Source organism: Erythrobacter sp. A6_0 (assembly GCF_017744235.1).
GTDB lineage: Bacteria > Pseudomonadota > Alphaproteobacteria > Sphingomonadales > Sphingomonadaceae > Qipengyuania.
On sequence record NZ_JAGHQR010000001.1, the window covers coordinates 681,592 to 702,784 of the forward strand.

Sequence of the window (21,193 nt, forward strand, 5' to 3'; positions counted from 1 at the left end):
GCTCAATCGCTGTCCGGTTCGCCGTCGATATTGTCGTCCGAATGGGCGGTGGTGTGCGGACTGGTCGGATGGATCGATCCGCCATGGCTGGCGATCTCGTCCGCGACCGCTTCTTCCGCCTCGTTCTCCGGCTCCTCGGTCTCGTCGATCGGTGCGGCGCCGACGATCTGTTCGTTCTTCGCCACGTTGAAGATGCGGACGCCCGAAGATCCGCGACCCGAGATCGAATAGCCCGCATGGGTGTCGAAGCCGTTTTCGATCAGATGGCGGAAATGGATCGGCAGACGGATCAGCTTGGCCTGATCGGTCACAAGCATGAGCTGCGACCCGTGCTTGACCGGGAAGCTGGCGACCACCGGGCCGTTGCGGTCCGGGTTGGAGGACGGTTCGCCGATATTGGTAAGGCCCTGACCACCGCGCCCGATCGTGCGGTATTCGTAGCTAGACGAAATCTTGCCGTATCCGTTCGCGGTCAGCGTCAGGATAAACTCCTCGCTGTCGGCCAGTTCGGCAGCCTTGTCTTGCGGCAGAGTCGCTTCGGTGTCGTTATTCTTCCAGGTCGCGCTGCGCAAATAGGCTTCGCGAATTTCGGTCTCCGGCTCGCCCGCGTCGAGCACCGCCATGGAAACGACCTTCGCGCCGCCCTTCAACATCATGCCGCGCACACCGATACCCGTACGGCTCTTGGTCTCGCGCGCATCGGTGGCCTGGAAGCGGATCGCCTTGCCTGAATCGGAAGCGAGGAAGATCTCCTGGCCCTCGCTCAGCAGGCGCACGCCCACCAGCCGGTCCCCGCTGTCTTCCACGAAGCCCATCGCGTATTTGCCGTTGGAGGGCACGTTGGTGAAGGCGTCCATCGAATTGCGGCGCACCATGCCCTGCTCGGTGGCGAACACAATGTTGAGCTTGTCCCACTCCGCCTCGTCCTCAGGCAACGGGAGCACGTTGGTGACGCGCTCGTCATCGCCCAGCGGCAAGAGGTTGACCATCGGGCGCCCCTTGGTCTGCGGGCCGCCTTCGGGCAGTTTCCAGACCTTGAGGCGATAGACCCGGCCGGTATTGGTGAAGAACAGGACCGGATTGTGCGTCGAGGTGACGAACAATTCCACCACCGCATCCTCGTCCTTGGTCGCCATGCCGCTGCGGCCCTTGCCGCCACGCGCCTGGGCGCGGAAGGTCGTGAGCGGGGTACGCTTGATGTAGCCGCCGTGCGTCACGGTGACGACCATCTCCTCGCGCTCGATAAGATCCTCGTCCTCGAGGCCGTCCCAGGCCGGTGCGATCTCGCTGAGGCGCGGAGTGGCATAGGCGTCGCGGATTTCCTGCAATTCCTCGCGCATCACGGCGTAGAGCTTCACTCGGTCGCCCAGGATCGCGAGATATTCCTCGATCGCGATCGCCAGCTCTTTGAGCTCGTCCCCGATCTCGTCGCGGCCCAGCGCGGTCAGGCGGTGGAGGCGCAGGTCGAGGATGGCTTTCACCTGCCGTTCGGACAGGCGATAGGTGCCACCTTCCTGTTCGGCATCCGGCTCGATCGCTTCGACCAGCGCGATATATTGCGCGATGTCGCCGATCGGCCATTCCTTGGCGAGCAGTTTACCGCGCGCTTCGGACGGATTGGAGGAGCCTCGGATCATCGCCACGACCTCGTCCATGTTCGAAACCGCGACCACGAGGCCGAGCAGGATATGCGCCCGCTCGCGCGCCTTGTTCAGTTCGAACTTGGTGCGCCGCGTGATGACCTGTTCGCGGAAACTGATAAAGGCCTGGATGAAATCGCGCAGCGTCAGCGTTTCGGGCCGACCGCCGCGGATCGCGAGCATATTGGCCGGGAAGCTCGCCTGCGCGGGTGAATAGCGCCAGATCTGGTTGAGCACGACTTCGGGCGAAGCGTCGCGTTTCAAGTCCACGACGACGCGCACGCCTTCGCGCGAGCTTTCGTCGCGGATGTCCGAAATCCCCTCGATCCGCTTTTCCTTCGCGGCTTCGGCGATCTTTTCGACCAGGCCGTTCTTGCCGACCTGATAGGGGATGGAGGTCAGGACGATCGAGCGGCGCTCCCCACGCTTTTCCTCGATCTCGTGCCGGGCGCGCATCAGGATCGATCCGCGGCCGGTGGTGTAGGCCGAGCGGGCACCCGATTTGCCGAGGATCAGCGGCGCGGTGGGGAAATCGGGACCGGGGATGATCTCGAACAGTTCTTCCGACGTGATCGCGGGATTGTCCATATAAGCGAAGCAGCCGTCGATCACCTCGCCCAGATTGTGCGGCGGGACATTGGTCGCCATGCCGACCGCGATGCCGCCCGCACCGTTGACCAACAGGTTCGGGAAGCGCGCGGGCAGGACCGTCGGCTCCTGACGCGACTGGTCGTAATTGTCGGTGAAATCGACCGTGTCCTTGTCGAGATCGTCGAGCAGGGCATTGGCGACACGCGCCAGACGCGCTTCGGTATAGCGCATGGAGGCGGGCGGATCGGGGTCCATCGATCCGAAATTGCCCTGACCGTCGATCAGCGGCACGCGCATCGACCAATCCTGCGTCATGCGGGCCAGCGCATCGTAGATCGCGCTGTCGCCATGCGGGTGGTAATTGCCCATCACGTCGCCGACGATCTTGGCGCTCTTGCGATAGGGGCGCCCGGCGACAAAGCCGCCTTCCTGGCTGGCGAAGAGGATGCGGCGATGAACCGGCTTCAAGCCGTCGCGCACATCCGGGAGCGCGCGGCTGACGATCACGCTCATCGCGTAATCGAGATAGCTCGTTTTCATTTCATCGACGATGTCGATGCGGGCGTATTCGTCGCCGCCATAGGGGGCAGGTTCGATCAAATCGGTATCGTCGCTCAAGACTGCGTCTTCTCGATAATCAAAAGGATAGTGGAATGGGGAGAGGTTAGGGCAAAAAGCGCCCTTGCGCCACCTGAACCGGGGAACCGGGCGGGCCCATGATGCGCTTTATCCACACATCCGGGCTCTGGCGGCACGGCAAGGCAAATGAACCGCCGCATCGTGCGGCATTCAAACGCTATTCAGACGATTTCGCCTAGACCTATTTGCAATCGAGGGGCCTTGCAGGCAAACGACCGCCCGACCATCGGGCGGGGCTTTAATGGGAAGCCCTCATCTACCACTCTTGGGAGCAAATTTATGCGATTTTCCGTTTTTTCCAAGCGTTCGTCCACTCTCGCTCTGGCGCTCGCGCTGGGCATGGGCGGCGTGCTGTCCGTGACCGCGCTGGAAGCACCCGCCGCCGCGCAGAAGAAAAAGAAGGACGACGATAAGGCCGCCAAGCCGCAATATTCGAAGGGCTTCGTGGCGGCCTATAATCCGGTGCAGCAGCTCGACAAGGATGGAGATGTCGAGGCGGTAAAGGCCGCGCTTCCCGGAGTAATTGCAGCCGTCGAAAACGACGACGACCGAAATGTGGCTGGCAGTCTCGTTTACGCCACCGGTAGCAAGTTGAGTGATACGGCTCTGCGGCGCCAGGGTCTCGACATGATGCTCCAGAGCGGCAAGGTTCCGGCAGAAAGTCAGCCGGGATACTACCTTCAAGCCGGACAGCTCGCCTACCAGGACGAAGATTGGTCTGCGGCGCGCACCTATTTCGAGCGGGCGATGGAACTCGGATATACCGAGAACGATCTGACTCCGTCGATCGCCGAGACCTATTTTCAGGAAGAACGGTTCGCCGATGGTGTGACCTATCTGAGCCAAGCTATCGAAGCGAAGCGGCAGGCGGGTCAACCGGTCGACGAAGCGTGGATCAGGCGCGGTTTGGCGATGGCTTACAACAATCAGCTCGATGCGCAGGCGCGCGAATATTCGAGCATGTATGTCCGCGATTATCCCAGCGCCACCAGCTGGGGCGATGCGATCGGCATTCTCTACAACACGTCGGAAATCGGCGGCGAGGATTCGCTCGATCTTCTGCGACTGGCCCGTCGCGTCGATGGTCTGCGGCAGAGCAATCAGTATCTGGAATATATCGACCAGGCCGATCCGCGCAAACTGCCCGGCGAAGTCGTGGCCGTGATCGATGAAGGTTATGCCAGCGGCAATCTGGACCGTAGCAACACGTTCGTTAGCGAGGCGCGGGCCGAAGCCGCCAAGCGCGTGAAGACCGACGAGACGGAGCTACCTGAGCTTGCCAAGGATGCTCGCGCTGCGAACGCCAATCTCGTCACCGTGATGGCTGCGGGTAACGCGTTCCTCAGCTATGGCCGCGCCGCCGATGCCGAGGAGTTCTTCGCCAAGGCCGCGACCATGCCGGGAGCCAACACGCCGCTGGTTCTGACGCGGATGGGCATCGCGCAGCTCGATCAGGGCAAGTATGCCGAAGCCGAAGCGACTTTCAATCGAGTCGAAGGCGCGCGGCAGGCGATCGCCAATCTGTGGGCGATCTACACCACGCAGCAGGCGGGCTCCTGATCCTCATAAAGAATTAGCCCTGACTAGAGAAAAGGCGCGGCGGCTTCGGCCTGCCGCGCCTTTTTCTTTGCGCTGCGAATTTATGGAGTCGGCTCAGCGCAGACGTTTGACGTACATGCCGTTATTGTCGCGCCGGTCGACCTGGAACTGATCGATGGCTTCGAAAAGGTCGGAGAGGCGCTTGTATCCGTAATTGCGCACATCGAAGCTGGAGCGGTTGCCGGCGATTTTGCCGACCTCGCCCATTGGCGCGAAGCCCTTGTCGTCGCGCTTGGCGGCCTTCCAGGCATTGCCGAGCAATTCGACCAGCTCGTCGTCGATCTGTCCCTTACCGGTGGCGGCCCGCGCCTTCGGAGTTTCCGGTTCGTCGGATGCGCCTTTTATCAAGGCATCGATGTCGATGAAGCGGGTGCAGGCGCTTTTGAAGGCGGCCGGCGTCTTGCTGGTGCTGCCGAAGCCGTAGACGACCAGCCCGTCCTGCCTCAGCCGGGTGACGAGCGGGGTGAAATCGCTGTCGGAACTCATGATCCCGAACCCGTCGACCTTGCCTTGGTAAAGCAGGTCGATCGCATCGATCGTCATCGCCATGTCGGTGGCGTTCTTGCCCGCCGTCAGATCGAATTGCTGCTGGGGACGGATGCCGTATTTGTGGGTGATCTTGTCCCAATTGGCGAGATTGTTCTTGGCGAAATTGCCATAGGCCCGCTTGATATTGACCTGGCCCAATTCGGCCATGACGGTCAGCACCGGATCGATGCCCTTGGGCGTGGTGTTGTCCGCGTCGATCAGCAGGGCGATGTTCTTGAGGATTGCGTCGGTCATGCCCCGCCCATGACGCGCTAGGCCCCAGTGCGCAAGGTTGGAGCGCACAAGGATGGAGCGCGCAAGGCCGGAAGGGAGTGGTTCAATCTTCGGGCAGAAATTCGCCGGTGTCCTCGTCGAGCGTATAGAGCACGCATTCCATGATCGAGAAATGCGTACCGCGCAGCGTGAGCTCTCCGGCGTCTTCCTTCTCCTTGATCCACGAGAAGGTGCGCAGATTGGCGAGGCTCTGCCGGATTGCCGCGAATTCCATCGCCAGCTCCGCCTTTCGGCCCGTGGTACCATGCTTGGAGGCCACGGGCTCGCGCGCCTCGTCGAGGAGCTTGATCCAGTTGGCCACGAAACCGCCCTGGCCCGGTTCGGAATCGAGGAAGTCCCGTGAGAGTGCAGCTTGGCACCCGCCGCATCGCCCATGGCCCATGACCATGATCTGGCTCACCTTCAGCATCTGCACGGCGAATTCCACTGCAGCCGAAACACCATGCAGGCCGGGTGTCGTTTCGAAGGGTGGCACAAGCGCAGCGACATTGCGGACCACGAAAATCTCACCGGGATCGACATCGAAGATCTGGGCCGGATCGACCCGGCTGTCGCTGCAGCCGATGATCAGAGTCTTCGGCGACTGGCCTTCCATCGCGGTTTCTTCGAAACGGTCACGTTGGCGAGGATAGGTTCCTTCGCGAAAGCGGCGGTATCCTTCCAAAAGGTCGACGAATTCAGGCATGCAAATCTCCGTAATCTCGCGCGGCACGCACCAATCAGAACCGTTCGCCGCGTATCACCTCAACGTCCCACATGCTGAGGATGAAGCCGAATTTCGTGAGGACGGGAGCAAGGTCTTCGGCGAGTGTCATCGCCTTGTCCTGCGCGGCGATCGTCAGCACGACGACCTTGTCCGTTCCCGTGACCCGCTCTTCCCGCCAGCGACCTTCGCTTCCTTTGCCGGAAAGCACCGGGGTGACGGACCAGCCCGTGATCCCGGCCCGTTCGATCGCATCGGTCACGCGCTTCAACAGCGCGGTGTCCGAAAGGATTTCGATGCGCTTGCGCGTAACGGTTTCGATCATGGTGCGACCACTCCACTACCGGTCAAATAGGCCGCGAAGGCGCTTATCAGCCCGATATTGACCAGGACGTTGAACGGAAAGGTGATGCTGAGCGACATGGTCAGATAAATACCCGGATCGGCTTCGGGCAGAGCAAGACGCATGGCGGCGGGAACGGCGATGTAGCTGGCACTGGCGCACAATACGCCGAGCGCGGCAGCGGACCCCGTATCGAGGCCGATGGCGACGCCCAGCGCAGTCCCGGCCGCGCCGTTGATTAGCGGCAAGACGACCGCGATGCTCGCAAGCCTCCACGTAATGGCCCGCGAATCCATGATCCTACGCGCGGCGATCAGGCCCATATCCAAGAGGAAGAAACACAGGACGCCTTTGAAACCGGCCTCGAAGAACGGGCTGACTTCGGCAAAGCCGCGCTCCCCTCCGGCAAGACCGATGGCAAAGGCGCCCAGCAGGAGCACGATCGAGGAATTGGTGAGAACCTCGCGCAGCATCTCACCCGTATTCTGGTCACCGGCCTCACCGCTCTTGCCGAAACCGCGCGCCAGCATCAGTCCGCTCAGAATGGCCGGAGCTTCCATCGCCGCCATGACGGCAACCATGAACCCCGCTGGTTCGCGCGCCTGCGCACCCAGAATCTCTACGGCGGTCACGAAGGTCACCACGCTGATCGAACCGTAATGCGCTGCGACCGCGCCGGAATTGATGCGGTCCAGCCTGCCGAACCCTTTGAGCAGAGCATAGGCGAAGATAGGGATGACGAACCCCGCGAATGTGCCCGCAAGCAGCGCGGCGATTACGGTTCCGTCGATACCGGACTTCGATACCGCGAGGCCGCCCTTCAGTCCGATGGCCGCCATGAGATAGAGCGACAAGCCCTTGGCGATGGCTTCCGGGATTGCGAGGTCGGACCGGACGACTGCCGCGAAGATGCCCAGCAGGAAAAAGAGGATCACCGGAGAGGTGAATGTCTGGATGACTGTCGGGTCCATGGTCGGTCGCTTAGCCAGGCGTTCCCCCTACGGCAATAGGCCCCATTGCACCTCGGTTGTGGGACGCCTAGGTGAGCGGCCATGAACGATCTTTCCTCCGCTCCGCAGCCCGAGACACCGAGAGAAGAGGGTCGCCCGACCCGCCAGCGCAAGCCGGACTGGATCCGGGTCAAGGCGCCGGTCAGCAAGGGCTATCACGAGACGCGCAAGCTGATGCGCGATCTGAAGCTCAACACGGTTTGCGAAGAAGCGGCCTGTCCCAATATCGGCGAATGCTGGGACAAGAAGCACGCCACCGTCATGATCCTGGGCGATGTCTGCACGCGCGCCTGCGCCTTCTGCAATGTGAAGACCGGGATGCCGCGCCTCGTCGATCCGATGGAGCCGGAAAACGTTGCCATCGCCGCGGGGCAGATGGGCCTCAACCATATCGTCATCACCAGCGTAGATCGCGACGATCTGCCCGATGGCGGTGCGGGACAGTTCGTGAAGGTGATTCAGGCCCTGCGGCGCGAGACGCCTGAAACCACGATCGAAATCCTGACACCCGATTTCCGCAACAAGATGCGCCCTGCGGTCGAGGCGATCTGCGAAGCGGGGCCGGACGTCTACAATCACAATCTCGAAACCGTGCCCCGGCTCTATCCCACCATCCGCCCCGGCGCGCGCTATTACGCTTCGCTACGCCTGCTCGAAGAAGTGAAGGCCCACGATCCGATGATCTTCACCAAATCCGGCATCATGCTGGGGCTGGGCGAACAGCGGCTGGAAGTTCACCAGGTCATGGACGACATGCGCAGTGCGGATGTCGATTTCATCACCATGGGCCAGTATCTGCAGCCGACCCCGAAACACGCCAAGGTCGAGGATTTCGTGACGCCCAAGGCTTTCGCCGCTTACGGTTCGATCGCGCGCGCCAAGGGCTTCCTGCAGGTCGCGGCGAGCCCGCTGACTCGCTCGAGCTATCACGCGGGCGACGATTTCGCCCAGATGCGCGCCGCGCGGGAGGCGAAGCTGGCGAAGAAAGCCGCGCGCTGATGCCGGGCAGCCGCGAGACGCGCAGGCTCCCCTATAGCTGCGAGCAGATGTTCGACCTGGTGGCCGATGTCGGTCGCTATGGCGAATTCCTGCCGTGGGTGGTCGCCACGCGCGTACGATCCGACACCGAGCAGGAGATGACGGCGGACATGCTGGTGGGGTTCAAGGCGATCCGCGAGAAATTTACCTCGCGCGTCACCAAGGATCGGCCCAACCGGATCGACGTCCATTATCTCGACGGGCCCTTGCGCGATCTCGACAATAGCTGGGTCTTCCGCCCGACCGAGGATGGCGGGTGCGAGATCGATTTCTGCGTCCAGTTCACCTTCCGCAACGCCGTGTTCGAAGCGCTGGCCGGCCAATATTTCGACCGCGCTTTCCGCAAGATGGTGGAAGCGTTCGAAAAGCGCGCCGACGATCTCTACGGGCGCGAACAGGCCCCCGGAACGACCTAGATTTCGCTCTGTTCGGCCTGCTCTTTGCCGTGCGGCATGAGCAGTTCGAGCGCCCACAGCGCAGCTTCGCGCCGGATCGTGGCGCGATCAGGTCCATCGAACAATTTGAGTTCGCCTTCGGGCTCGCTTTCCGAGTGGCGCGTCACGCGCGCGAAAACGACCGTGCCGACCGGCTTCAGCTTGGTCCCGCCGCCGGGCCCTGCGACGCCGCTGATCGCAACCGCCACATCGGCGCCGCTACGCTCCAGCGCGCCCTTCGCCATCGCCCAGACGCATGCGATCGAAACCGCGCCGAACGTCTCGATGATCTCGCTCGAAACGCCGAGCATCTCTCGCTTGGCGGCATTCGAATAGGTCACGTAGCTGCGATCGAAGACGGCAGAAGAACCGGGTACTTCGGTCAGCGCAGCAGCGACGAGGCCGCCGGTGCAGCTTTCCGCCAGCGCTACTGTGCGCCCGGCCTGCGCATTGGCTTCGACGACCTTGCGCGCCAGAGCCTCGATATCGCTGGGAAGCAGCCCGTTCGTCATCAGCGCTCTTCCATCGCCTTTGAGTCCTCGGCGGACGCGTCTTTATCGTTCTGGACCATTTCGAACATAAAGCCGATCAATCCGGCGATGTTTTCGACCGGCATCGGGTCGAGCAGGGCCAGTGCGCGTTCGACACTCCCGCACTGTTCCGTCTTGAGCTCGGTCGCGACTAGGGCGAAGACCAGCCCGTCGACTAAGGGCTGCAGGCTTTCATCGGGCAGGGACGCGAACATATCGAGTTCGCTCGATGCTTCGCCGCCTCTCTGCGAGGCGAGATTGATCATCGCAGTCTTCGCCTGGGGCCAATAGGCGTCGGCGCCATCGGATAATTTGGTCTGGAGACGATCGCCCTCGGTCGCCAGATAGCCGTCGGCGGACAGCGTATCGCCGCAGGTGGCGCGGAACCCTTCGAAAAGGTGGGGCAGGGCGTAGCGCGTCGCCGCCTCGACCTGCTCCGGCGTCGGATCGGCCTGGGCCGAGAGCGGCGCGGCGGCCATGGCGGCCAGAGGCGCGAGACAGAATATGAGTTTGGTCATCTGCGCATTTCCCCCGTCAGTCGAGAACCAGCGTGGCGACCGCCTGCGCGGCAATCCCTTCGCCACGCCCGGTAAAACCAAGCCGTTCCGTGGTGGTGGCCTTCACCGATACGCGATCGATGTCAACGCCGAGCAGATCTGCGATCCGCGCCCGCATGGCGGCACGGTGCGGGCCGATCTTGGGCTCCTCGCAGATGATGGTCAGGTCGATATTGCCGACCGTGTAGCCCTTCGCGCGGACCAACTTGACTGCATGTTCGAGGAACTGGCTCGATCGCGCGCCCTTCCATTGCGGATCGCTGGGCGGGAAGTGGCTGCCGATATCGCCGTCGCAGATCGCGCCCAGCAAAGCGTCGGTCAGCGCATGGAGCGCCACGTCGGCATCGCTATGGCCCGACAGGCCCTTGTCGTGGGCGATCTCGATCCCGCCCAGCCAAAGCTCCTCGCCCGCGACCAGGCGATGGACATCGTATCCCAGGCCGGTGCGGACCGGCGGCAATCCCGTCATGAAATCCTCCGCGAAAGTGAGTTTGGCGAGCCGCTCATGCCCGCGAACAAGCGCGACGTCCTGCCCGGCTGCGCGCAGCACCTGCGCATCGTCACCGGCCAGGGGTTTGCCTTCCCAGCCGTGATGGGCGGCGAGGATCGCGTCGAAGCGAAACGCCTGCGGTGTCTGCACGCGTCGCAGCGTCTCGCGATCGGCGGTGCCGTCCATGATCCCGTCGCGGTCCACCGCGAGACTGTCGACCACCGGCAGCACGGGGATGGCGCCGGAGTGTTCTTCGAGCGCCGCTATCAAGCGGTCGGTTACCTCTTGCGGAAGATACGGGCGCGCCGCGTCATGGATCAGGACATTCTCCGGCGGTCGGTCGGCTAGTCGATCGAGAGCACGCCGGACCGAAGCCTGACGCGTAGCGCCGCCGATGACCGTCTCGACCCGGTCGAGCCCGGAAAGCGCTGCCGCAGCTAAATCGTCCGCGCCCTGCGGAATCGCGACGACGATGCGCTCGGCTCCTTGGTTAAGCAGGGCCTCGACCGAATGGCGCGAAACCGGCTTACCGCGCCAAATGGCGAACTGCTTCGGCACCTGCTGCCCTGCTCGCAGGCCTTGCCCCGCCGCGACGATCACAGCGGCAAACGCCCGGGCGGGCGAGGGAGGGGTGGGGGCGCGTTCGACCATACGAGGGGCGGGCTAGCGCCTTGCCGATTTCGCTGCAATGCACTATGCGCCTGCCCAATATTTAGGCATGCAATCGATATGACCCAACTCCCCCTCCCTCCGGTCCCGCCCCGGCCCATCGCCATCGGCAATGTCACGATCGACACGCCGGTGATCCTGGCGCCGATGACCGGCGTCACCGATCTACCGTTCCGCAAGCTCGTGCGCCGCTATGGCTCGGGCCTCAACGTGACCGAGATGATCGCCAGCCAAGCCGCGATCCGAGAGACGCGCCAGAGCGTTCAGAAGGCCGCCTGGGATCCGATCGAAGAGCCGGTGTCGATGCAGCTGGTCGGCTGCGATCCCGTGTCCATGGGCGAAGCCGCCAAGCTCAACGCGGATCGCGGTGCCGACATCATCGACATCAATTTCGGCTGTCCGGTCAAGAAAGTGGTCAACGGTCTCGCCGGATCGGCGCTGATGCGCGAAGTGCCGCTGGCGACGAAGCTGATGGAAGCGACGGTCAAGGCAGTGGACGTGCCGGTGACGGTCAAGATGCGCATGGGTTGGGATCACGGCAGCCTCAACGCGCCCGATCTCGCCAAGATCGCCGAGGATCTGGGCGTTCGCATGATTACCGTCCATGGACGCACTCGCAACCAGATGTATAAGGGCAGTGCGGACTGGGCTTTCGTCCGCAAGGTCAAGGAGGCGGTCTCCATCCCCGTCATCGTGAATGGCGATATCTGCACTGTCGAAGATACCGCAGCCGCGCTGGAGCAATCGGGCGCCGATGGCGTGATGATCGGGCGCGGCGCTTACGGGAAACCGTGGCTTCTGGCGCAGATCATGCACTGGTGGCGGACGGGCGAGACGATTGCGAGCCCGAGCTTCGATGAGCAATATGAAGTGCTTGTCGGCCATTACCGCGAAATGCTCGAGCATTACGGAGAGGATGTCGGCGTCAAGATCGCGCGCAAGCATCTGGGATGGTATACCAAGGGAATGCACGGCTCTGCCGAGTTCAGGCACCGTGCGAACTTCATCGACGATCCCACTCTCGTGCTTGCTGAAATCGAGAAATTCTACGAACCGTTCCTGCATCGGCGCGCTGCATGACGGCCGCGCTGGCGATGCCCGATCCGGCGGTGATGATCGCCGGCATGGTCTTCGCGGTACTGGTCATCGATCCCGACCATGGGATCGCCCAGGTCAATCCGGTGGCCGAAGAACTGTTCGGACGCAGCGAAGCGCGGCTGCGCGGCAGGCCCGTCGCCGCATTCGCGCGATTCGAGGAGCCGCGCATTTCCGCGCTTCTCGTCGATCCCGAAGCGCAATTCGTGGCGCGGGATCTGACGCTGACGGTCGATGATCGGCAGCGGCGCGTCAATCTGACCTGTTCGCCCGTGCCCGCCCATCCGGGGTGGCGTGTGCTGACCTTCTCGGAAATCGGGCAGGGAGAGCGTGACGAGGATGGCGATGAGCGCGTCGAACTGCGCGCACCAGCCGTATTGGCGCACGAAATCAAGAATCCCCTTTCCGCGATCCGCGGGGCAAGCCAGTTGCTCGAACGCCGCGCGAGCGACCGTGACCGTCCGCTTGCACGCCTGATCGCGGGAGAGGTGGACCGCATCGCGCAGCTTGTCGATCGGATGCAGCAGCTCGGCAGTCGGCCTGCAACACCATCGAAAGAGCCCTGCAATCTCCATCAGGCGATCCGGAATGCGATCGCCACGGTTTCGACAGGGCGCGACGGCAGCGTTTCGATCGACGAGGCGTTCGATCCGTCGTTGCCGCCTGTCGCAGCGGACGCGGCGACGCTGGAGCAAGTCCTTATCAATCTGGTGGCGAATGCCTGCGACGCGGCGGGCGATGCCGAACACTCAACGGTCACAGTGCGCACGCGCTTTGCCAGCGGGTTGGTCTTCAATGCGATCCGCTTCGGCAAGAGCACGCGTCTTCCGATCGAAATCATCGTCAGCGATACCGGCCCGGGCGTCGATCCTGCGCTGCGCGATCATATCTTCGAACCCTTTGTGACGGGAAAGACTGGCGGGCAGGGTCTCGGCCTAGCGCTTGTGCGCAAGCTGGTCCGCGATCTGGGCGGCCGCGTGAGTCACGAGCGTGACGAGCGCGCGGGGCTTACGCATTTCCGCATCAACCTGCCGGTCGCCGAAGGAGCAGGCGCATGAGCTTTTCGGTCCTGCTAGTCGAGGACGATCGCGCCATCGCCACGGTCGTTTCGGAAGCCTTGGGTGACGAAGGCTATCGCGTGGCGGCTTGCACGTCGATCGCCAGGCGCGACGAATTGCTGGCCGAAACCCGGTTCGACGTGATGCTGACCGACATCGTGCTCGAGGATGGCGACGGGCTCGACGATATCGCGGCGCTGCGCAAACGCGCGCCCGATATGCCGGTGATCGTTCTGAGCGCTCAGAACACGCTCGACACCGCCGTGCGCGCCAGCGACAGCGAGGCGTTCGAATATTTTCCCAAGCCCTTCGATCTCGATGCGCTGCTGAGAGCGGTGGCGCAGGCAGTCCAGCGAAATGTCGGGCAGGGCGGTGACAGCGGGCCGAGTGAGCAAGGCCTACCCTTCATCGGCCGCAGTCAGGCGATGCAGGGCGTCTATCGCATGATCACCAAGGTCCTGCGCAACGATCTGACCGTGCTGGTTACCGGCGAATCGGGCACGGGCAAGGAATTGGTCGCAGAGGCGATCCATCAATTGGGATCGCGCCGCACGGGGCCTTTCGTGGCGATCAACATGGCGGCAATCCCGCACGATCTGATCGAGAGCGAATTGTTCGGGCACGAACGCGGCGCTTTTACCGGTGCGGTGGCGCAGACGATCGGCAAGTTCGAACAGGCCAATGGCGGCACGCTGTTTCTAGACGAAATCGGCGACATGCCCGCCGAAGCGCAGACCCGTTTGCTGCGCGCACTGCAATCGGGCAGCATTCGCCGGGTCGGCGGGCGCAGCGAAATCGCGGTGAATGTGCGCATCGTCGCCGCCACCAATCGCGCGCTCGGCCCGATGATCGCGGCGGGGACGTTCCGCGAGGATCTGTTCTATCGCCTCAACGTGGTGCCTATCGAATTGCCGCCTCTGCGCGAGCGGCGCGAAGATATCGCCGCGCTTGCCCGCCATTTCCTCGGGCTGGCCGAGAACGAAGGCCTGTCGCGCCACACGATTACGGACGAGGCGGTGGAAGAACTCGCGGCCATGCCCTGGCGCGGCAATGTCCGTGAATTGCGCAACGTAGTCTTTCGCCTGGCGCTCAATGCGCGGCAGGAAGCGATCGACCGGGCGCTCGTCGAAGAGGTCACGGCGAGCGAGACTCGCGCGCCCGGAACCCAGGCGGTGGACGGATTTGCCGCCGCGCTCGATGCGTTTCTGGCGGATACCGCCCCTCGGCCCGGAACGCTTTATCACGCAGCACTGGCGCGGTTCGAGAAACCTCTTGTCGAACATGCCCTGCGCGCGATGGACGGAAATCAATTGCGCGCGGCCGAATTGCTCGGCATCAACCGCAATACGCTGCGCAAGAAGCTCGACGAGCTGGAAATCGAGCCCGAGCGCTTCGCCCGGCGACGGTAGCGGGCGTTTCGGCGAATTTGGGCTTGCATATAGGCCACACCATCGTGGTAACTGAGCAACGATGGCAAGCCAGGCCTTTTCCTCTTCGCGACCCACACCCCGGTGGCTGCGCCGGTTCGTGGTCGCGGCGCGGCGTTCGAACGTCTTCTTCCTGCTCGAAATCTTTTTCGCTGCCGCCTTTCTGGCCATGGTGGCAAGCACCTGGCTGACCTTTTCCGAAGCGCCGCCGGGCGGCCAGTCGCTGCCCTCGCGTCAGGTGGCAGGCCTTCTGGTCGGGACGCTGGTTCCGGCGATGGCGCTGCTCGTCCTGCTTGGACGGAGGATGGCGATCCGGCGCGCGGCAGGCAGCACGGCGCGCCTGCATGTCCGCCTGGTCTTTCTCTTCTCCCTGATCGCTGCCGTGCCGACGCTGCTGGTGGCCGGATTCGCGGCATTCCTGTTCCAGTCCGGCGTCGATTTCTGGTTCTCCGACAATTCGCGCGGGCTGATGGAAAACACGCGGCAGCTTGCCGAAAGTTTCTACGAAGAAAATCAGGTCGATGTCGGCAACGAGACCGTGGCGATGGCGGGCGATATGCGGTTCTATCTCGAACGCGGATCGCTGGTGAACGAGGCTTTTCCGAACTATTACCGCTACCAGGCCGAACCGCGCGATGTCAGCGAAAGCGCGATTCTGCAGGCCATGCCGGATGGTACGGTGCGCACCGCCTTCCTGTACGGCGTGAACGAAGGCACCGAACCGGCAGCCTTCGCGGAACGGTTTCTCGATCGTGTGCGGCGCGGGGAACCCGTCGCGATCGAGGGCAGCGAAGGCCGCATCGAAGCGCTGGCGCCGATCGATCGGGACAGCGGGATCTATCTCTACAATTCGCGCACGGCGCAGGCGGATTCCTTCCGCAGCTGGCAGGCCGCGACCAATATCTCGACCGCCTACGAAGCGCTGACGCTGCGTGCGCGTGCGCTCCAGTTGCGCTTCAATCTGGCGCTGTTTTTCGTCAGCCTGGGCCTGGTGGGGCTCGCAGTATGGTTTGCGCTGCGATTTGCGGATCGGCAGGTCGAACCGCTCACCAGCCTCGTCGCCGCCGCGCGCGAAGTGGGTGGGGGCAATTTTGCCATGCGCGTCGACGGGCGGACCGGGGCAGACGAGATCGGCCTGCTCAACCGCGCCTTCAACCGCATGACCGCGCAGCTCGAAAAGCAGACCGACGCGCTCGTATCCGCCAACCGCCAGCTCGACGAACGGCGCGACTTCATCGAGGCGGTGATCGAATCGGTCAGCGCCGGGGTTATGTCCATCGATGCGCGCGGGGGCATTCTGCTGATGAACGGCCCGGCCAAACGGCTGCTGCTCGCAAACGAAGGCGGCCAAGGCGAAGGGGGAGGCGAAGGGGAGGGGGAGCGCGACCGCACCATTCACAGCCTCGTTCCCCAGATCGCGGCCATGGTCGCGGGTGGATTGGAGCAGGGCATCGTCGGCTATTCCAAGGGAAGCGAGCTGCTGACGCTGGCGGTCAAGATCGCGCCCGAGCGGGACGGGCACGTCATCACTTTCGAAGACATCACGCGCCAGCTGCTCGACCAGCGGCAGGCCGCCTGGTCCGACGTGGCGCGGCGCATCGCGCATGAAATCAAGAACCCGCTCACTCCGATCCAATTGGCCACCGAACGGTTGAAGCGTCGCTATCGCCGGCAGATCCTCGAAGATGGGGAGCTGTTCGACGAGCTAACCGATACGATCAAGCGCCAGGTCGGCGATCTGCGCACGATGGTGGACGAGTTTTCCAGCTTCGCGCGCCTGCCGAAGCCTGTCTTCCGGCCCGAAGACGCGCTCGACCTGACGAGGCAATCGCTGTTCCTGCAGGAAGTCGGCCATTCGGATATCGACTACCGCCTCAGCGGCGATGTCGACGGCCCGATCCGCATCCATTGCGACCGGCACCAGTTCGGCCAGGCGCTCACCAACGTTCTCAAGAACGCCGCCGAAGCGGTCGAGGCCGAAGCCGCGCGGAGCACTGCGCCCGATTATCGCGGTCGTATCGATATCGCCATCGAGGCCGGGCCGGACAGCATCTCTGTCGCGATCGAGGACAACGGGGTCGGCCTTCCCAAGGATCGCGAGCGGATCGTCGAACCCTATGTGACGACGCGGGAGCGCGGCACGGGCCTCGGCCTCGCGATCGTCAACAAGATCGTCGAGGAACATGGCGGCGACATGCAATTTTCGGTGCGCCCCGAAGGCGGCACGCGCGTGACCCTGCGGTTCGCGCGCGACCCCGACCGGGCGCATGACGCGCCGCAGGACGGCGACGAACAGAATTCGGATAAAAGGTAAGATACTCCATGGCACTCGACATCCTGATCGTCGACGATGAGCGCGACATCCGCGAGTTGGTTTCGGGCGTTTTGAGCGACGAAGGCTACGACTGCCGCACTGCGGGCGACAGCACCTCCGCGCTCGAAGCGATCGACGGCAAGCGGCCCAGCCTGGTGCTGCTGGACGTCTGGCTACACGGCAGTCCGATGGACGGGCTGGAAGTGCTCGACGCGATCAAGGTGCGCGAGCCCGATCTGCCGGTGATCATTTTCTCCGGCCACGGGAATATCGACACCGCCGTCTCCGCCGTCAGCCGCGGAGCGATGGATTTCATCGAGAAGCCGTTCGAGGCCGAGCGCCTGCTCCATCTTGTCGAACGGGCGACCGAAACCGAGCGGCTGCGGCGCGAGAACACGCGGCTGAAGAGCACGCTAGTCGGCGGCGAGGAGTTCAACGGCAACAGCAATGCAATCACGCAGGTACGCGCCACGCTCAAGCGTGTCGCCAATACCGGCAGCCGCGTCCTGATCTACGGCCCGGCTGGGGCGGGCAAGGAAGTCGCCGCGCGATTGCTGCATTCCTGGAGCCCGCGCGAGAACCACGCTTTCGTGATCGTCAATTCCGCCCGGATCACGCCGGAACGCTTCGAGCATGAATTGTTCGGTGAGGAACAGGACGGCAAGCTGGTGCGTCCGGGCCTGCTCGAACTGGCGGATGGCGGCACGCTGTATCTCGATGAGGTCGCGGACATGCCGCTTTCGACTCAGGCGCGCATCCTGCGGGTCCTGACCGAACAAAGCTTCGTGCGGGTCGGCGGATCGCGCCAGATCGGCGTCGACGTTCGCGTGGTGTCATCGACTGCGCGCGATCTGCAAAGGGAGATGGAAGAAAAGCGTTTTCGAGAGGATCTGTTCTATCGCCTCAACGTGGTCCCCGTCACCGTTCCCTCGCTCGCGGAGCGGCGCGACGACATTCCTGCGCTCGCCGAGCATTTCTTCGCTCGCTACGCTGCCGAACAGGGCTTGCCCCCGCCCACGATCGGGGAGGAGGCGATGGCGGCGCTTCAGGCGTATGATTGGCCCGGAAACGTGCGCCAGCTACGCAATGTGGTCGAGCGCACGGTGATCCTCACTCCGCGCGAGGAGTTCGATACTGTCGAGCCCGACATGCTGGCAGGCGAAGTCACCGGCGGCAGGCTCGGCGGCGGGCAGGCGCTCACTGCGATGATGGGGGCGCCGCTCAGGGAAGCGCGTGAAAATTTCGAGCGCGAATATCTTTCGGTCCAGATCCGGCGGTTTTCCGGCAATATTTCGAAGACGGCGACCTTCATCGGCATGGAACGTTCGGCCCTGCATCGCAAATTGAAGCTTCTGGGCATGACCGACCGACGCGATTAGGGGAACCCGCCGCCCTCAAGACTATTTGCCAATAGAGCGTGGCATTCCCACATAAGCTTGCAGAAACACCGAACCTTTCTCGCCAATGGGTGGGAAAAGGTCCCGATTGCGGTTCGACGATGGAGAACCGCCAAAGAGAACAGGAGGCAGATAAATGTCCGAACGCACTCTCAGCGCCCGCCCGCGCCCTCCCAAACCGGAATCCGAAGCGGAGGATCGGCCGGCCGCGAAAGCCAAGTCTGCCAAAAAGGGCGGGAAGCCGCAGAATCTGCAGGACGCGTTCCTGAACCTGCTCCGCCGCGACAAGACGCCGGTCACGATGTTCCTCGTCAAGGGCGTGAAGCTGCAAGGCATCATCACCTGGTTCGACAATTTCTCCATCCTGCTGCGGCGCGACGGCCAGTCCCAGCTGGTCTACAAGCACGCAATCTCCACGATCATGCCCGGCTCGCCCGTCGATGCGAGCCAATTCGCCAGCCAGGGATCGGGTGCGAAGCAGCGGCTGTTACAGGACGTGTTCCTGAGCAGGGTGAGCGAGGCGGAAACTCAAGTGACCATGTTCCTCGTCAACGGGGTTATGCTTCAAGGAGCGATTGCCGCCTACGATCTGTTTTGCATGCTGCTCGAACGCGAAGGCTACGTGCAGCTGGCCTACAAACACGCCGTTTCCACGATCCAGCCAGCCACCTCGGTCGACCTGACCGAGGACGATGAGGACGATGCGCTCTGAGCTTCGATGATGACCTGATGGGCGAAGTGTCGCGCGGAGCCCGCGCGCTCGTCGTGGTGCCTGACATTCGCAACCAGTCCCGCGATCTCGACGCGGAAGCGCGCCTCGAAGAAGCGAAGGGCCTGGCGTTGGCGATCGGTATCGTGGTTGCGGAAGGCATCGTCCTGCCAGTGCGCGACGTGAAGCCGAACACGCTGTTCGGATCCGGTCAGGTCGAGAATATCGCCACCAAATGCGAGCAGGACGAGATTGAATTGCTGGTGGTGGATGGGGCCTTGAGCCCGATCCAGCAGCGCAATCTCGAAGAAACGCTCAAGCGCAAGGTGATCGACCGCACCGGGTTGATCCTCGAAATCTTCGGCGAGCGAGCAGCCACGGCTGAAGGTCGCTTGCAGGTCGAACTCGCGCATCTCGACTACCAGCAGAGCCGCCTGGTGCGCAGCTGGACTCACCTCGAACGCCAGCGCGGCGGCTTTGGCTTCCTCGGCGGGCCGGGCGAGACGCAGATCGAGGCGGACCGGCGCATGATCCGCACGCGCATGGCGCGTCTTCGCAAGGAACTGGAACAGGTCCGCAAGACCCGCGCCCTGCACCGGGAACGGCGGGGAAGGGCGCCTTGGCCGATCGTGGCGCTGGTAGGCTATACCAATGCCGGCAAATCCACGCTTTTCAATCGGATGACGGGCGCGCAGGTGATGGCGGAAGATCTGCTGTTCGCGACGCTCGACCCGACCATGCGCGCCGTCGCGCTGCCGGGGATCGAGAAAGCCATTCTGTCCGACACGGTGGGCTTCATTTCCGATCTGCCGACGCAACTCGTCGCGGCCTTTCGCGCAACTCTGGAAGAAGTCACGGCAGCCGATGTCATCGTCCATGTCCGCGACATGGCGAACCCGGACGCTGCGGCGCAAAAGCGCGAAGTCCTCGACATCCTGTCGGATCTGGGCGTGATGGACGAAGATGGGATCAGTTCGATCCCGATCATCGAGGCGTGGAACAAGTGGGATGCGCTTTCGGACGAGCGGCGCGCGGAAATCGAACCGCTTGCGACCGAAGACGAGGATGTGATCGCTATCTCTGCTGTTACCGGCATGGGCGTCGATATTCTGACGGACCGGTTGGGACGATTGCTGACCAGTGGAGCGCGCCGTTACGCCATCACTCTATCGGCTGCTGACGGTTCGCGGATTGCGTGGCTGCACGCGCACGGTCAGGTTTTCGACGATATTCCTGCCGATGCCGACGGTGTTCAGGATGGGGAAGGGCCGTTTCGCACGCTGGATGTGCGCCTGACCGATAAGGAGTTGGGCCGGTTCGAAACGCTGGGAGACGGCGCGACCGCCGAGCCGCTTATTCGTCGCGCTTGACCGCCTGCCAGAGTGCTTCCTGCTGATCGAGCGAGAGCTCGGCAAACCCGCCCGCCGCCTTGCCTTCCATCGCACGATAGCGGCGTTCGAATTTGGCGTTGGCCGCGCGTAGGGCGCTTTCGGCATCGATCCCGTGGGCGCGGACGAAGTTGACGGCGGCGAAAAGAAGATCCCCGGCCTCTTCCTCCATCATTTCTGCAGGAGCCGATTTAAGCTCCTCAATTTCCTCGATAATCTTGGCCTCGGGCCCTTCGGTGTCGGGCCAATCGAACCCGTCACGCGCGGCGCGCTTCTGCAATTTCTGCGCCCGCAACAAGGCCGGAAGCGCCAGGGCGATACCGTCCATCGAACTTGTGCTTCCCTTGGATTCCCTTTCGGCCGCCTTGAGCGTTTCCCAACGCGTTTCGCCCATCGTGCCATCCTCGTCACCGAAGATATGCGGATGGCGCGCTTCCATCTTGTCGGCAATCGACCGCGCCACGTCTTCGAAAGCGAACAGGCCGGCTTCCTGCGCCATGCGCGCATGAAAAACGACCTGGAGCAGCAGATCGCCAAGCTCGTCGCGCAGATCGGCCATATCCTCGCGCGCGATCGCGTCGGCGACTTCGTAAGCTTCTTCGAGCGTATACGGCGCGATCGACGCGAAATCCTGCGCCAGATCCCATTCGCAACCGCGCTCCGGATCGCGCAGCCGCGCCATGATCGCCAGCAGGCGGTTCAGTTGAGGGTTCTCGGTGGCGCTCATAGCAGGATGATAA

19 protein-coding genes are annotated in these 21,193 nt (G+C 63.2%); 10 read left to right on the forward strand and 9 right to left on the reverse strand.

Annotated elements, in window-relative coordinates; translation table 11 throughout:
- Positions 1-2: 2 nt before the first annotated feature.
- A complete protein-coding gene (gyrA, locus tag J7347_RS03435) occupies positions 3-2,849 on the reverse strand; it encodes a DNA gyrase subunit A (RefSeq protein WP_209160826.1) in 2,847 nt (948 codons plus the stop codon).
- Between the two features lie 300 nt (positions 2,850-3,149).
- Between gyrA and J7347_RS03440 the strand changes: the two genes are divergently transcribed.
- The gene (locus J7347_RS03440; RefSeq protein WP_209160827.1) at positions 3,150-4,430 is read left to right on the forward strand and encodes a hypothetical protein; all 1,281 of its coding nucleotides are present in this window, start codon (positions 3,150-3,152) and stop codon (positions 4,428-4,430) included.
- 93 nt (positions 4,431-4,523) lie between these two features.
- Here the strand turns inward: J7347_RS03440 and J7347_RS03445 are convergent, their stop codons facing one another.
- The 4 genes from J7347_RS03445 to J7347_RS03460 all read right to left on the reverse strand — a co-directional run bounded on the left by J7347_RS03445 (position 4,524) and on the right by J7347_RS03460 (position 7,308).
- A complete protein-coding gene (locus J7347_RS03445) occupies positions 4,524-5,252 on the reverse strand; it encodes an NYN domain-containing protein (protein WP_067684509.1) in 729 nt (242 codons plus the stop codon).
- Between the two features lie 82 nt (positions 5,253-5,334).
- Positions 5,335-5,976: a carbonic anhydrase gene (locus J7347_RS03450; RefSeq protein WP_067684511.1), complete on the reverse strand. Its 642-nt coding sequence runs from the start codon at positions 5,974-5,976 to the stop codon at positions 5,335-5,337.
- A gap of 34 nt (positions 5,977-6,010) precedes the next feature.
- Complete coding sequence (locus J7347_RS03455) at positions 6,011-6,319, reverse strand: transcriptional regulator (RefSeq protein WP_209160828.1); 309 nt, start codon at positions 6,317-6,319, stop codon at positions 6,011-6,013.
- Positions 6,316-7,308, reverse strand: a complete 993-nt coding sequence (locus J7347_RS03460; RefSeq protein ID WP_209160829.1) for a sodium-dependent bicarbonate transport family permease — start codon at positions 7,306-7,308, stop codon at positions 6,316-6,318. The genes J7347_RS03455 and J7347_RS03460 overlap by 4 nt, the downstream gene beginning before the upstream one ends.
- An 81-nt stretch (positions 7,309-7,389) precedes the next feature.
- Between J7347_RS03460 and lipA the strand changes: the two genes are divergently transcribed.
- Together lipA and J7347_RS03470 are read left to right on the forward strand one after the other, a co-directional pair.
- Complete coding sequence (gene lipA, locus J7347_RS03465; RefSeq protein ID WP_209160830.1) at positions 7,390-8,346, forward strand: lipoyl synthase; 957 nt, start codon at positions 7,390-7,392, stop codon at positions 8,344-8,346.
- The gene (locus tag J7347_RS03470; RefSeq protein ID WP_067684519.1) at positions 8,346-8,801 is read left to right on the forward strand and encodes a type II toxin-antitoxin system RatA family toxin; all 456 of its coding nucleotides are present in this window, start codon (positions 8,346-8,348) and stop codon (positions 8,799-8,801) included. Before lipA ends, J7347_RS03470 begins: the two co-directional genes overlap by 1 nt.
- Here the strand turns inward: J7347_RS03470 and J7347_RS03475 are convergent.
- The 3 genes from J7347_RS03475 to J7347_RS03485 are packed head-to-tail and all read right to left on the reverse strand — an operon-like array spanning position 8,798 to position 11,047.
- A complete protein-coding gene (locus tag J7347_RS03475; RefSeq protein WP_209160831.1) occupies positions 8,798-9,331 on the reverse strand; it encodes a CinA family protein in 534 nt (177 codons plus the stop codon). The genes J7347_RS03470 and J7347_RS03475 overlap by 4 nt on opposite strands.
- Positions 9,331-9,867 carry a hypothetical protein gene (locus tag J7347_RS03480; RefSeq protein ID WP_209160832.1) on the reverse strand — a complete coding sequence of 179 codons (537 nt, stop codon included), beginning with the start codon at positions 9,865-9,867 and terminating at the stop codon, positions 9,331-9,333. The genes J7347_RS03475 and J7347_RS03480 overlap by 1 nt, the downstream gene beginning before the upstream one ends.
- A 16-nt stretch (positions 9,868-9,883) precedes the next feature.
- A complete protein-coding gene (locus J7347_RS03485) occupies positions 9,884-11,047 on the reverse strand; it encodes a bifunctional 2-C-methyl-D-erythritol 4-phosphate cytidylyltransferase/2-C-methyl-D-erythritol 2,4-cyclodiphosphate synthase (protein WP_209160833.1) in 1,164 nt (387 codons plus the stop codon).
- A gap of 78 nt (positions 11,048-11,125) precedes the next feature.
- Here J7347_RS03485 and dusB point away from each other — a divergent pair, with 78 nt between their 5' ends.
- From dusB to hflX, 7 genes are all read left to right on the forward strand, one after another.
- Positions 11,126-12,145, forward strand: coding sequence for a tRNA dihydrouridine synthase DusB (gene dusB, locus J7347_RS03490; protein WP_209160834.1), 1,020 nt, complete (start codon positions 11,126-11,128; stop codon positions 12,143-12,145).
- Complete coding sequence (locus tag J7347_RS03495; RefSeq protein WP_209160835.1) at positions 12,142-13,218, forward strand: ATP-binding protein; 1,077 nt, start codon at positions 12,142-12,144, stop codon at positions 13,216-13,218. Before dusB ends, J7347_RS03495 begins: the two co-directional genes overlap by 4 nt.
- Entirely contained in the window at positions 13,215-14,627 is a 1,413-nt protein-coding gene (locus J7347_RS03500; protein ID WP_209160836.1) for a sigma-54 dependent transcriptional regulator, read from the forward strand. The genes J7347_RS03495 and J7347_RS03500 overlap by 4 nt, the downstream gene beginning before the upstream one ends.
- Positions 14,628-14,688: 61 nt before the next feature.
- Entirely contained in the window at positions 14,689-16,959 is a 2,271-nt protein-coding gene (locus J7347_RS03505) for an ATP-binding protein (RefSeq protein ID WP_209160837.1), read from the forward strand.
- Between the two features lie 8 nt (positions 16,960-16,967).
- Positions 16,968-18,338: a sigma-54 dependent transcriptional regulator gene (locus J7347_RS03510; protein WP_209160838.1), complete on the forward strand. Its 1,371-nt coding sequence runs from the start codon at positions 16,968-16,970 to the stop codon at positions 18,336-18,338.
- 154 nt (positions 18,339-18,492) lie between these two features.
- Positions 18,493-19,068 (forward strand): RNA chaperone Hfq, encoded by a 576-nt coding sequence (hfq, locus tag J7347_RS03515; RefSeq protein WP_067679639.1) that lies wholly within the window; start codon positions 18,493-18,495, stop codon positions 19,066-19,068.
- Between the two features lie 17 nt (positions 19,069-19,085).
- A complete protein-coding gene (hflX, locus tag J7347_RS03520) occupies positions 19,086-20,435 on the forward strand; it encodes a GTPase HflX (RefSeq protein WP_209160839.1) in 1,350 nt (449 codons plus the stop codon).
- Here hflX and mazG read toward each other — a convergent pair.
- Positions 20,419-21,180 (reverse strand): nucleoside triphosphate pyrophosphohydrolase, encoded by a 762-nt coding sequence (mazG, locus tag J7347_RS03525; protein WP_209160840.1) that lies wholly within the window; start codon positions 21,178-21,180, stop codon positions 20,419-20,421. The genes hflX and mazG overlap by 17 nt on opposite strands.
- Between the last annotated feature and the right edge of the window lie 13 nt (positions 21,181-21,193).